At 49.2% G+C, this 12,515-nt stretch carries 18 protein-coding genes and 1 rRNA gene; all 19 read left to right on the top strand.

Translation table 11 applies throughout. The features are described from left to right. Positions 1-6: 6 nt before the first annotated feature. Entirely contained in the window at positions 7-447 is a 441-nt protein-coding gene (rplO, locus tag EVJ26_RS12620; protein ID WP_021066618.1) for a 50S ribosomal protein L15, read from the top strand. Then, the gene (gene secY / locus EVJ26_RS12615; protein ID WP_070329240.1) at positions 447-1,736 is read left to right on the top strand and encodes a preprotein translocase subunit SecY; all 1,290 of its coding nucleotides are present in this window, start codon (positions 447-449) and stop codon (positions 1,734-1,736) included. Before rplO ends, secY begins: the two co-directional genes overlap by 1 nt. A 79-nt stretch (positions 1,737-1,815) precedes the next feature. Beyond that, positions 1,816-2,466 (top strand): adenylate kinase, encoded by a 651-nt coding sequence (locus EVJ26_RS12610; protein ID WP_070329239.1) that lies wholly within the window; start codon positions 1,816-1,818, stop codon positions 2,464-2,466. After that, positions 2,463-3,221 carry a type I methionyl aminopeptidase gene (gene map, locus EVJ26_RS12605; RefSeq protein ID WP_131458640.1) on the top strand — a complete coding sequence of 253 codons (759 nt, stop codon included), beginning with the start codon at positions 2,463-2,465 and terminating at the stop codon, positions 3,219-3,221. Before EVJ26_RS12610 ends, map begins: the two co-directional genes overlap by 4 nt. A gap of 105 nt (positions 3,222-3,326) precedes the next feature. Further along, entirely contained in the window at positions 3,327-3,545 is a 219-nt protein-coding gene (gene infA / locus EVJ26_RS12600; protein ID WP_035386112.1) for a translation initiation factor IF-1, read from the top strand. A 30-nt stretch (positions 3,546-3,575) separates the two neighbouring features. Then, positions 3,576-3,689: a 50S ribosomal protein L36 gene (gene rpmJ, locus EVJ26_RS12595; RefSeq protein WP_003156543.1), complete on the top strand. Its 114-nt coding sequence runs from the start codon at positions 3,576-3,578 to the stop codon at positions 3,687-3,689. A gap of 19 nt (positions 3,690-3,708) precedes the next feature. Further along, complete coding sequence (rpsM, locus tag EVJ26_RS12590) at positions 3,709-4,074, top strand: 30S ribosomal protein S13 (RefSeq protein WP_035386113.1); 366 nt, start codon at positions 3,709-3,711, stop codon at positions 4,072-4,074. 16 nt (positions 4,075-4,090) lie between these two features. Then, the gene (gene rpsK / locus EVJ26_RS12585; RefSeq protein WP_070329238.1) at positions 4,091-4,486 is read left to right on the top strand and encodes a 30S ribosomal protein S11; all 396 of its coding nucleotides are present in this window, start codon (positions 4,091-4,093) and stop codon (positions 4,484-4,486) included. A 92-nt stretch (positions 4,487-4,578) separates the two neighbouring features. Further along, complete coding sequence (locus EVJ26_RS12580) at positions 4,579-5,523, top strand: DNA-directed RNA polymerase subunit alpha (protein ID WP_070329237.1); 945 nt, start codon at positions 4,579-4,581, stop codon at positions 5,521-5,523. Positions 5,524-5,547: 24 nt separating this feature from the next. Continuing rightward, positions 5,548-5,901 carry a 50S ribosomal protein L17 gene (rplQ, locus tag EVJ26_RS12575; RefSeq protein ID WP_016510776.1) on the top strand — a complete coding sequence of 118 codons (354 nt, stop codon included), beginning with the start codon at positions 5,548-5,550 and terminating at the stop codon, positions 5,899-5,901. 69 nt (positions 5,902-5,970) lie between these two features. Next, positions 5,971-6,807, top strand: a complete 837-nt coding sequence (locus EVJ26_RS12570) for an energy-coupling factor transporter ATPase (RefSeq protein ID WP_070329236.1) — start codon at positions 5,971-5,973, stop codon at positions 6,805-6,807. Then, positions 6,783-7,661, top strand: coding sequence for an energy-coupling factor transporter ATPase (locus EVJ26_RS12565; RefSeq protein WP_016510779.1), 879 nt, complete (start codon positions 6,783-6,785; stop codon positions 7,659-7,661). Before EVJ26_RS12570 ends, EVJ26_RS12565 begins: the two co-directional genes overlap by 25 nt. After that, the gene (locus EVJ26_RS12560; protein WP_070329234.1) at positions 7,658-8,449 is read left to right on the top strand and encodes an energy-coupling factor transporter transmembrane component T family protein; all 792 of its coding nucleotides are present in this window, start codon (positions 7,658-7,660) and stop codon (positions 8,447-8,449) included. The genes EVJ26_RS12565 and EVJ26_RS12560 overlap by 4 nt, the downstream gene beginning before the upstream one ends. Next, complete coding sequence (gene truA, locus EVJ26_RS12555; RefSeq protein WP_131458641.1) at positions 8,446-9,186, top strand: tRNA pseudouridine(38-40) synthase TruA; 741 nt, start codon at positions 8,446-8,448, stop codon at positions 9,184-9,186. Before EVJ26_RS12560 ends, truA begins: the two co-directional genes overlap by 4 nt. 154 nt (positions 9,187-9,340) lie before the next feature. Next, positions 9,341-9,778 (top strand): 50S ribosomal protein L13, encoded by a 438-nt coding sequence (gene rplM / locus EVJ26_RS12550; RefSeq protein WP_016510784.1) that lies wholly within the window; start codon positions 9,341-9,343, stop codon positions 9,776-9,778. A 25-nt stretch (positions 9,779-9,803) separates the two neighbouring features. Beyond that, positions 9,804-10,196 carry a 30S ribosomal protein S9 gene (rpsI, locus tag EVJ26_RS12545; RefSeq protein WP_070329232.1) on the top strand — a complete coding sequence of 131 codons (393 nt, stop codon included), beginning with the start codon at positions 9,804-9,806 and terminating at the stop codon, positions 10,194-10,196. 142 nt (positions 10,197-10,338) lie between these two features. After that, positions 10,339-11,370 (top strand): P-loop NTPase, encoded by a 1,032-nt coding sequence (locus EVJ26_RS12540; RefSeq protein ID WP_131470623.1) that lies wholly within the window; start codon positions 10,339-10,341, stop codon positions 11,368-11,370. A gap of 11 nt (positions 11,371-11,381) precedes the next feature. After that, positions 11,382-12,035, top strand: a complete 654-nt coding sequence (locus EVJ26_RS12535; protein WP_131470621.1) for a KinB-signaling pathway activation protein — start codon at positions 11,382-11,384, stop codon at positions 12,033-12,035. A 369-nt stretch (positions 12,036-12,404) separates the two neighbouring features. Then, a 16S ribosomal RNA gene (locus EVJ26_RS12530) occupies positions 12,405-12,515 on the top strand; the annotation flags it as partial.

Here is a 12,515-nt window from a genome sequence, read left to right as displayed (position 1 = left end):
GCCACTATGAAACTCCATGAATTGAAGCCAACTCCAGGTTCGCGTCACGAACGCAACCGTGTCGGTCGCGGTATGGCGACTGGTAACGGTAAAACTTCTGGCCGTGGACATAAAGGTCAAAAAGCTCGTTCAGGCGGTGGCGTTCGTCCAGGGTTCGAAGGTGGACAAAACCCACTTTACCGTCGTCTTCCAAAACGCGGTTTCAACAACCCTACTCGTAAAGAGTATGCAGTTGTTTCCCTAGACACGCTTAACCGTTTCGAAGCAGGTACTGAAGTCACTCCAGAACTCTTAATCGAGACTGGTGTCGTCAGCTCTGCTAAAGACGGAATCAAAGTACTTGCTAACGGCAAGCTTGAAACAAAATTAACTGTTAAAGCCAACAAATTCTCGGGTGCAGCGAAAGAAGCGATCGAAGCAGCTGGCGGTTCAGTTGAGGTGATCTGATGTTTCAGACGATCTCCAATATGTGGCGCGTGAAAGATATTCGACAGCGTATTCTCTTCACACTCGCAATCATCATCATTTTCCGCATCGGGGCCCATATCCCGGTGCCGATGGTGAATACGGATGTGTTGCGTTTTGACTCAGGAGGTCTACTCGACTTCTTGAACTTGTTTGGAGGAAATGCTTTACAGAACTTCTCCCTGTTCGCTATGGGGATCATGCCGTACATCACGGCATCGATCGTTGTACAACTTTTACAAATGGACGTCGTTCCGAAGTTTGCCGAATGGGCAAAACAAGGCGAGTCCGGGCGTAAGAAGCTAGCGACGGTCACGCGCTATGGGACGATCATGTTAGGGTTTGTCCAAGCGACATCACTGTCGTTCGGATTTAACCGCCTCTACCCAGGTCTCGTCAATGAGACGTGGGGAACGGCAACCTACTTCGTGATCGCGATTGTACTTACTGCAGGTACGGCGTTCTTGATGTTCCTCGGTGAGATGACAACGGAGAAAGGTGTCGGGAATGGTATTTCCGTCATCATCTTCGCGGGTATCATCGCTGGGTTCCCAAGAATCTTCACGCAGATTTACGAGACGAAGCTCCAAAATGCTGGAGACGCGTTATTCATTAACATCGTTTACTTGGCTGTGCTATTGCTCGTTATTCTTGCTGTGACGGTTGGAATCATTTATGTTCAACAAGCGGCACGTAAGATTCCGATTCAATACGCGAAGCGCACGGCGAACCGTACCCCTGTGGGCGGTCAGTCGACGCACTTGCCAATCAAGCTAAACGCTGCTGGTGTCATCCCGGTCATCTTCGCGATTTCCTTCATGGTGACACCGCCAACTGTTGCAAGCTTCATTGCTTCTCCGGAAACGACGCAGAAGTTGCAGACTTACTTCGATACGACATCTCCAATCGGAATGTCAATCTACGTAGCGCTCATCATCGCGTTCGCTTACTTCTATACATTTATTCAGGTCAACCCAGAGCAAATGGCAGAAAATCTGCAGAAGCAAGGTGGCTATATTCCTGGGATTCGTCCTGGGGCGCAAACAGAACAGTACATCACGAAGTTGCTCTATCGATTGACTTTCTTCGGAGCGATTTTCCTATCGCTCGTAGCGATCATGCCGACAATCTTCATTAAGCTTGCCGGTCTCCCAACTTCGGTGCAAATCGGAGGGACGAGCTTGTTGATCGTAATCGGGGTAGCCCTCGAAACGATGAAACAAATCGAAAGTCAACTCGTAAAACGACACTACAAAGGCTTTATCCGTTAAAGCGGAAGGAAGGGCTCTCCCTTCCTTCCTGTCGTGTTTACGAACCGTTCGTGAAAATCAAAACTGGAGGCTAACTGAGATGAATCTAGTACTCATGGGCTTACCGGGTGCAGGGAAAGGGACTCAAGCGGCTAAAATCGTCGAAGAGTACCAAATCCCACACATTTCGACAGGCGACATGTTTCGTGCGGCAATCAAAGGCGGAACGCCACTTGGGAAAGAAGCTAAATCGTTCATGGATAAAGGTGAACTCGTACCGGATGAGGTAACAATCGGAATCGTACGTGAACGCTTGAGTCAAGATGATACGAAAAATGGCTTTTTACTCGATGGATTCCCGCGTACTGTTGCTCAAGCAGAGGCACTCGAAAGTTTGCTTAAAGATTTGGGGAAACAGATCGACCACGTCGTCAACATTGATGTGGCTGCGGAAATTCTCGTTCCGCGTTTGACAGGTCGTTGGATCTGCCCGACGTGTGGAGCGACATATCATGTGATCTTCAATCCACCAAAAGTGGAAGGCATCTGTGATGTGGATGGGTCGGCACTCATGCAACGTGAAGACGATAAAGAGGAAACGGTTCGCCGTCGCCTTGACGTCAACATCGAGCAATCGAAACCACTTATTGACTTTTATGCAGAAAAAGGGTATCTTCGTACATTGGATGGAGATCGTCCAATCGATGTCGTTTATGCCGATGTTAAAGCGTTACTCGGTGATACTGAATGATCATCACGAAGACGCCTCGAGAAATTGCGATTATGCGTGAGGCTGGGCAAATTGTTGCTCGAACGCACCAGGTGCTCAAAGAGCACATCAAACCAGGTATTACGACGCTAGAGCTCGACCGGATTGCGGAAGATTACATTCGCAGCCAAGGTGCGACACCGTCGTTCAAAGGCTACAACGGTTTTACCGGTAGTGTTTGCGCTTCAGTGAACGAAGAACTTGTTCATGGAATTCCCGGAGAACGGGTGTTGAACGATGGAGATATCATCTCGATCGACATCGGTGCCCACTATAACGGATACCATGGAGATTCCGCTTGGACTTATCCAGTGGGAACAATCTCAGAAGAGACACAGCGGTTGCTTGACGTAACCGAAGAAAGTCTGTATAAAGGATTGGAGCACGCCAAGGCTGGACTGCGATTGACAGACATCTCGCATGCGATTCAAGCGTATGTTGAATCGCATGAGTTTTCTGTCGTCCGTGAATATGTCGGTCATGGTGTCGGTCAAAATTTGCATGAAGAACCGCAAATTCCGCACTATGGTCCACCGGGGAAAGGGCCGCGCCTAAAGACTGGGATGACGTTAGCCATTGAACCAATGGTCAACGCTGGTCAACGCTATGTTCGAACGCTGGCTGACAACTGGACAGTTGTGACAGTGGACGGTAGCATGTGCGCCCACTTTGAGCACACCATCGCCATCACAGACGATGGATACGAGGTTTTAACGAAACTCGATTCCGGTGAATGAGGCTCTATTGTTGCGTGCTGATCCGTTATGGATCCTTCTCTCACAGTACTGTACAATAGATCGTCTGTGCTCCTAAATATCTTCATATAGAAAGGGGAATAAATGATGGCGAAACAAGATGTCATTGAAGTGGAAGGCACTGTTATCGAACCACTTCCAAACGCAATGTTTAAAGTGGAGTTAGAAAACGGCCACACGGTGCTCGCGCACGTCTCAGGGAAAATTCGGATGCACTACATTCGAATCCTTCCAGGCGACCGCGTAACTGTCGAGTTGTCTCCGTACGACTTGACTCGCGGGCGAATCACGTACCGTTATAAGTAACTCCGATTTTTCCAGGAGGAGGGTATAATCATGAAAGTAAGACCGTCGGTAAAACCGATCTGCGAAAAATGTAAAGTTATTCGCCGTAAAGGAAAAGTAATGGTAATTTGCGAAAACCCGAAACACAAACAAAAACAAGGTTAATCTAAGAGGAGGTGCACACATGGCACGTATTGCTGGTGTAGATATTCCGCGCGAAAAACGTATCGTTATTTCGCTCACATACATCTTTGGTATTGGTAAAACAAAAGCACAAGAAATCTTGAAGACTGCAAACGTATCTGAAGATTCACGCACACGTGATCTTACAGAAGACGAAATCAACCGCATCCGTGAAGCAATTGACGGAATTAAAGTTGAAGGTGACCTTCGTCGTGAAGTTTCACTCAACATTAAGCGTTTGATCGAGATCGGCGCCTATCGCGGTGTCCGTCATCGCCGTAGTCTCCCTGTTCGCGGACAAAACACGAAGAACAACTCGCGTACTCGTAAAGGCCCACGCCGTACAGTAGCGAACAAGAAGAAGTAAAGGAGGGAATTGAACAATGGCGAAACGTAAGCAAAATGTACGTTCAAAACGTAAAGTCAAAAAGCATATTGAAGTCGGTGTGGTACACATCCGTTCTACATTCAACAACACAATCATCACAATCACTGACACGCAAGGTAACGCGATCTCATGGGCTACTTCTGGTAACCTTGGATTTAGAGGATCACGTAAATCGACACCGTTCGCAGCACAATTGGCTGCTGAAACTGCAGCGAAAGTTGCAATGGACAACGGTATGCGTACAGTAGAAGTTAACGTTAAAGGTCCTGGTGCTGGACGTGAAGCGGCAATCCGTGCCCTCCAAGCTACTGGTCTTGAAGTAACTGCAATCCGTGACGTAACACCTGTTCCGCACAACGGTTGCCGCCCTCCAAAACGTCGCCGCGTATAATCGTTTGTGCGTGTGATGGGCTTACCTAGCACGAACAACATATACAATGCAGCGCAAGCTGCGTGGCAGGATACACTCAAGGAGGGGTTCAGATGATCGAGATTGAAAAACCAAAGATCGAAACGGTCGAAATCAGCGAGGATGCTACGTTTGGTAAATTCGTGGTGGAACCGCTTGAACGTGGATATGGCACTACTCTCGGCAACTCACTGCGTCGAATTTTATTGTCATCGCTTCCTGGTGCAGCGATTACGGCGGTTCAAATCGATGGCGTGCTTCACGAGTTCTCAACGATTGACGGAGTCGTCGAAGACGTCACCCAAATTGTTTTAAACCTCAAGAAGTTAGCGCTCAAAGTGTACTCGGAAGAAGAGAAAACGCTTGAGATTAACGTTTCAAGTGCCGGTGCTGTCACTGCGGCAGACATTACCCATGATAGCGACGTTGAAATCTTGAATCCTGAGCTCCACATCGCGACTCTCGCTGACAATGCGACGCTTCGCATGCGTTTGACTGCTCGCCGTGGTCGTGGTTACGTCCAGGCAGAAGATAACAAACGTGATGATATGCCGATTGGTGTCATTCCAATCGATTCGATCTATACACCGATTCAACGCGTGAACTACGAAGTAGACAAAACACGTGTCGGTCAAGATGCTAGCTTCGATAAGCTTCTATTAGACGTGTGGACAGATGGTTCAATCCGTCCGGAAGAAGCAGTATCGCTTGGAGCGAAAATTTTGACAGAACACTTGAATATCTTTGTTGGTTTGACTGACGAAGCTCTCAACGCAGAAATTATGGTCGAGAAAGAAGAAGACCAAAAAGAAAAAGTACTTGAAATGACGATCGAAGAACTCGATCTCTCAGTTCGTTCGTACAACTGCTTGAAGCGCGCCGGCATCAACACTGTTCAAGAACTCGCAAACAAATCAGAGGAAGAGATGATGAAAGTCCGTAACCTCGGACGTAAATCACTCGAAGAAGTTCAACTCAAGTTGGACGAGCTCGGTTTGGGCTTGCGTAAAGAAGACTAAGTTCAACCGAAGGAGGGAAATGTAATGGCTTATTCGAAACTTGGCCGTACAAGCTCGCAACGCAAGGCTCTTTTGCGTGATCTTGCAACTGACCTTATTATCAACGAGCGCATTCAAACAACTGAACAAAAAGCGAAAGAACTTCGCCCAGTCGTTGAAAAATTAATCACTCTTGGAAAACGTGGCGATCTTCATGCCCGTCGTCAAGTAGCTTCATTCGTTCGCAAAGAGAGCGCTGGAGAGAAAAACGCAATCCAAAAATTGTTCGAAGACGTGGCACCACGCTACGCTGAACGTCAAGGTGGATACACACGCATCATGAAAGTCGGCCCACGCCGCGGTGACGGTGCGGAAGTCGTAATCATCGAACTCGTCTAATTCATTAGGCAGTCAACAGGGCATGCGGTCACGTATTGCCCTGTTTCCACATCGGAAAGGAGTCGACAGATGGAATCTCAAATTATGGTACGCGATGTCGTGTTTCGTTACCCGGGACAAACCGAGCCAGCCTTAGACGGGTTGTCACTCGATGTATACAAAGGGGAATGGCTCGCCATCGTTGGCCATAATGGTTCCGGCAAGTCGACTTTGACGAAGTTGTGGAACGGGCTTTTGCTTCCTCAGGAAGGAGAGGTCCGGGTTGAGACGCTCGATCCGACGGACGCCACAGACGTGTGGGACGTTCGTAAACGGATCGGTGTCGTCTTCCAAAATCCCGACAATCAGTTTGTCGGGGCGACCGTGCGCGATGATGTGGCGTTCTCTCTCGAAAACATGGGACTTCCACGTCAAGAAATGGTTCGTCGAATTGATGACAGTCTAGCGCGCGTTGGATTATCGGAACTAGCGGACCGTGAACCGCATCAGTTATCCGGTGGACAAAAGCAGCGTGTTGCGATTGCTTCGGCTCTCGCAATGCGCCCGCATGTCCTCGTGCTCGATGAAGCTACCTCGATGCTCGACCCGATTGGGCGTAAAGAGGTGTTACAAACGGTACAACAGCTCGTCTCAGAAGGGATGACCGTTGTCGCCATTACACACGAGCTCGACGAAGTGTTGTTTGCCGACCGTATCATTGCCCTGTCTAAAGGGAAAATTGCAATGACCGGTACACCAGAAGACGTGTTTAGAAATCCGGAAGCGTTACGTGCCATCCAATTGGATGTGCCGTTTATCGTACGGATGCAACTCGAACTGAAGGAACGGGGCATACCACTCGATCGTCTGATGCTACAACATTCGGAGTTGGTGAACCATCTATGCCGATTAGCATTGAAGAAGTGACTTACCAATATCAATTGAATACTCCGTTTGAACGAACCGCGCTGCGCGATGTGAATGTATTTATTCCGTCGGGGGCGCTTGTTGCGTTTCTTGGCCATACCGGCTCTGGGAAATCGACACTCGTTCAGCACATGAACGGCTTACTGCGACCGACAAAAGGTCGTGTCGTCGTGGATGACATTACAGTACGTGCGATTACGAAGCGTCGCGATAAAAAGCAAAGTTTGCTTCCGCTTCGGCGCCGCGTTGGGCTCGTCTTTCAGTATCCCGAGCATCAACTGTTTGAAGAGACGGTCGAACGCGACGTGATGTTTGGTCCCCGCAACTTCGGTGCGACGGAGGCCGAGTCGAAAGAACGGGCTCATGCGGCCCTGCGCCTTGTCGGTCTCGATGAAACGTTATGGGACCGTTCCCCGTTCGATTTGTCGGGCGGACAGATGCGACGTGTCGCGATTGCGGGCGTGCTCGCGAGCCGTCCGGACGTCTTAGTCGTCGATGAACCGACGGCAGGACTCGACCCGCTCGGCCGTCAAGACATGCTGGCGCTATTTAAACGTTTAAAAGAAGAACTCGACTTGACGCTCATCCTCGTCTCGCATGACATGGATGACGTGTTGACGTATGCGGAACGTGTCGTCGTCATGGAACAAGGACAAGTCGCTTTCGACGGTGACCCGTTCGAACTGTTCAAGGACGAGTCGCTCGTTCGCTCGTTGCAACTCGACGTCCCGAACGTGCTTCGGCTCGCGCTTGAACTCGCACCGACGTTCGGAGTCGAGCCTCCATCCCTTCGGACGGAAGTCGAACTAGCGGACTGGATTGCGGCCGAGTTGAGAAAGGGGGGAGCCATATGATCATCGGGCAATACATTCCCGGTCATTCATGGCTGCACACACTTGACGCTCGGGCCAAAACGTTGTTCATCCTTGGGTTTATTCCAGTCGTCTTCTTGGCCGACAATTTGTGGACGAACGTGTTTTTACTCGCGTTCACGTTATTCGCGGTCAAATTGTCTCAGTTGTCATGGCGCTATTTATGGAACGGGTTGAAAATGATTTTATTTTTGATCGTGTTCACACTCCTGTTGCAACTGTTCTTCAATCGGGAAGGGACGTTGCTCGTTTCACTCGGTCCGTTCTCGATTTACTCGGAAGGGGTGAGGATGGGCTTGATCGTCTCGCTCCGTTTCTTCTATCTCGTCATGTTGACGACGCTCGTCACCTTGACGACGACGCCGATGGAACTGACCGATTCGATTGAAGCCGGTCTTCGTCCACTCGAACGCATACGAGTGCCGGCACACGAGATCGCCCTGATGCTGTCCATCTCGCTTCGTTTCTTGCCGACGCTAGCCGACGAGACGGATCGCATCATGAAGGCGCAACAGGCGCGAGGCGTCGATTTAAAGAGTGGTCCGATTAAAGATCGGCTAAAAGCGGTCGTCCCGCTCATGATCCCATTGTTCGTGTCCGCGTTTAAGCGGGCTGAGGACCTTGCCACGGCGATGGAAGCCCGCGGGTACCGTGGGGGTGAAGGGCGGACGAGGTGGCGTGAGATGACGTGGGAACGGCGCGACACAGGATTGTTGATCGTTTTCGTCTGCTTGACACTCATATTGATTGGATTGCGAGGGATAGGATGAGACGGGTTAAATTGACGATTGCTTATGATGGGACGAATTATGCGGGCTATCAAGTCCAGCCGAACGGCAATACGGTTCAGGCCGAAGTCGAGACGGTTCTTGCGAGGATGCATGGTCAGGCGGTGAAAGTCGTCGCTTCTGGGCGGACAGACGCCCGTGTTCACGCTAAAGGTCAGGTCATCCACTTCGATACGCATTTATCAATGCCGGCAGATCGCTTCGTCAAAGCGTTGAACGCGATGTTGCCAGATGATATCCTTGTTTGTTCGGCCGAAGAAGTAGATGTTTCTTTCCATGCCCGCTATGGTGCGAAACGGAAAGAGTATCGTTACTTCATTCGCACTGACGTCGATCCGTTCCGCCGCCACCATGTCGTGACGGTGACGTATGCGCTTGACCGGGAACGGATGCGTCAAGCGCTCCGGTCACTCGTCGGAACACATGATTTCACTTCGTTTTCGGTGACGAAGTCAGAAGTGGTGGACCGTGTCCGCACGATTTATGAAGCGGAACTTGTTGAGGCGGGAGACGAAATGTACTTTCGCTTCGTCGGATCCGGCTTTCTGTATAACCAAGTCCGGATTATGGTCGGTACGTTAATGGAGGTTGGCAGAGGGAAGTATGAACCGGCCGATGTGAGTCGAATGCTCGCGGCGAAAGACCGCCGCAGTGCTGGGATTACGGCTCCACCGCACGGTCTATATTTATGGAATGTGAATTATAAAAAAGTAGATTGACATTCCCCTTGTAAAAACGTATCATATTCATTGGCATTTCATTTTCACATTGAGAGATGAACCACAATCTTAGCCCCGTAAACTAGGATTATGATAAAGCATCAAACAAGCATTAAAAAAATCAAATGAACAGACATTTTAGGAGGTATTCCACATGCGCACGACATTCATGGCTAAAGCATCTGAAGTAGAACGCAAATGGCACCTTATCGATGCAGAAGGCAAAACACTCGGTCGTATGACTAGTGAAGTAGCATCACTTCTTCGCGGTAAGCACAAGCCAACTTTCACACCACACGTTGATTGCGGAGACCACGTCATCATCATCAACGCTGAGAAAGTCAAATTGACTGGTAACAAACTGAACGACAAGATGTACTACCGTCATTCAGGTCATCCAGGCGGCTTGAAATCACAAACTGCAAAAGAGCTTCTTGCAAAACGCCCAGAGCGTATGCTTGAACTCGCGATCAAAGGGATGCTTCCAAAAGGATCACTCGGTCGTCAACAATTCACTAAACTCCACGTTTACGCTGGAGCTGAGCACAACCACGAAGCACAAAAACCAGAAGTTTACGAACTTCGCGGTTAATCGGGACACAAGGAGGAACTAAACGATGGCAGATGTACGTTACTACGGAACTGGCCGCCGCAAGCACTCGGTGGCTCGTGTTCACCTCGTTGCAGGTGACGGCAAAGTTGTTGTAAATGGCCGTGATATTTCAGAATACTTCGGTCATGAGACTTTGATCATGATGGCAAAATCACCACTCGTATTGACTGAAACAGAAGGTAAATACGATATCATCGTTAACGTTAACGGTGGTGGATTCACTGGACAAGCTGGAGCGATTCGCCACGGCGTATCACGTGCGCTTCTTCAAGCGGACCCAGAATTCCGTCCAAGCCTCAAAGAAAAAGGCTTCTTGACTCGTGACGCACGTATGAAAGAGCGTAAAAAATACGGTCTTAAAGCAGCACGTCGCGCACCACAGTTCTCGAAGCGTTAATCTTCGAAAAGTTTGGTCTAAACTCTTCGCCCTTTATGGGCGGAGAGTTTTTTTGTTGCTCGAGAAATAGTTAGTTTTCGTTCCCTCAAGAAAACGCTTTTTTTGATATACTGTTATCGAGACAGAAATTAGGGGGAATGACATGCTTACAGTAGAACAAGTTCGTGAAGAATTAGCAGTATTGGTCGATCCGACGATCAACCGTACGCTTGGAGATACAGCTGGCGTGAAAGACGTCCGAATTAAAGAAGACTATGTCAGCGTGAAAGTGGCGCTCGGTCAGACCGGGAGCGGGGAACAGCTTCAGCTGCAACAAGAGATCGTCACATTGTTGAAAGGAAAAGGCTTTAAGACGGTCGGCCTTCGTTTCGAAGCGCTAAATGACGAAAGTTTAAAAGAAGCGACAAAACCGGCTATCCTTCGTGAAAACTCAGGAACGACGTTCATAGCAATCGCTTCAGGAAAAGGCGGCGTCGGGAAGTCGACGGTGTCGGTCAACTTGGCGGTCGCGTTAGCACGTGCCGGTAAAAGGGTCGGCTTGATCGATGCAGATATTTACGGGTTCAGTGTCCCGGACATGCTCGGGATTGAAGAACGTCCCGTCGTCCGAGGTGAAAAGATCATCCCGGTCGAGCGGTTCGGGGTAAAAGTCATCTCGATGGGCTTCTTCGTCGAAGACAATGCGCCGGTCATCTGGCGCGGACCGATGCTCGGGAAGATGCTCAACAACTTCTTCAATGATGTGGAGTGGGGCGACCTCGACTACTTGTTGCTCGATTTACCGCCAGGGACAGGTGACGTCGCGCTTGATATCCACTCGATGCTCCCGTCATGCCAGGAGTTGATTGTAACGACACCTCACGCGACCGCTGCGTTCGTCGCGGCTCGAGCGGGTGCGATGGCAATCAAGACGAACCATAAAGTGCTCGGAATCATTGAGAATATGGCGTACTTCGAGAGCAAGGTAACGGGCGAGAAAGAATACGTCTTCGGTTACGGCGGCGGCGAAAAATTATCAGAAGCGCTCAAGAGTAAACTGCTCGCGCAAATCCCGCTCGGTCAGCCGTATGACAATGAAGACGACTTTGCGCCTTCGGTCTACCGGGACGGGCATCCGTTTGAGACAACATATGATGAATTGGCGCAATCGGTCATTCAACAAATAGAAGGGTGAATGGTTAGCAGATGAAAGTACAAGGTTTTTTACGTTTGTTTTGGACGACACTCGTTTTCGGGACGCTATTTGGGTTCCTGATGAATTTACTCGCCAATCCGGGTTATTTGGTCAGTCAGTCGTGGGAAGCGATTGTGACGGCACTCAGTTACTCGAGTACGTGGACGGGAATCAGTATGATGGGTTTTTTTGCCTACTTGATCGTCCACCGTGTCGGCTTGGATTTATTCCGCGGAGCGAAACTGTGGAATCGAGTTCAAGTGGTCTTGATCATATTCGCGTTATTTGACGCGGTCTATCTACGCATGCTCGCATTTGGCAATGATCACATGTGGCGTTATATCGGAGAGATGCTCGTCCTAGTCGTCGTGTCGTGGATCGTAGCGACGAGCAAGGCGAGACAGACGAACGCGAGTGCATTTATCCCCGCGCTCTTCTTGATGATCGTCATTACGTTGATCGAGTGGATTCCGGCACTGCAAGCGACAGATGAGATCGCTCTTCTATGGCCGGCACTTGCGACGCTCGTGTTCGCCAACGCTTACCAAGTGTTGATGCTTCATCGCTTCCAAGCGCCAGCGCACGGTGAAGCAGTGTCAAAATCGAATAGTGGTCCTAAAGAGTCATTAAAGACGAAGAAACGCGTCTCGTCTAAATCGTCGTAATGTTCTCTTGCCAGTGATGAGCTCAGGTGATTTCGCCTGAGCTTTTCCATTGGTTAAGAAGGGAGTCCACGGCCAATTTAAGCGTATCGAAATAATTTTTGAAGCAATCAAAGTTTTTTTAGAAAAACAGTTGACGAATAGTGCAGGCATTGATATATTAATAAACGTCGCTGCTGTTCAAATTTGAGCAACAGAAAAAAAGTGAAAAAATAATAAAAAACGGTTGACTTTAAAAAGTGAACTCGCTATTATTAAAAAGTCGCTAACACGACAACATTTGGTCTTTGAAAACTGAACGATGAGGCAAAAAAAGTTTTACAAGTTTTGATTGAAGCGCAAGCTTCGTCATTTTCAAGAGCTATATCAAATTCTTTGGAGAGTTTGATCCTGGCTCAGGACGAACGCTGGCGGCGTGCCTAATACATGCAAGTCGAGCGCAGGAAATCGACGGAACCCTTCGGGGGGAAGTCGACGGAATGA

This window comes from Exiguobacterium sp. SH3S1, assembly GCF_004337105.1.
GTDB lineage: Bacteria > Bacillota > Bacilli > Exiguobacteriales > Exiguobacteriaceae > Exiguobacterium > Exiguobacterium aurantiacum_A.
The sequence above is the reverse complement of the archived record's forward strand: the minus strand, read 5'-3'. Positions and strand labels throughout refer to the sequence as shown.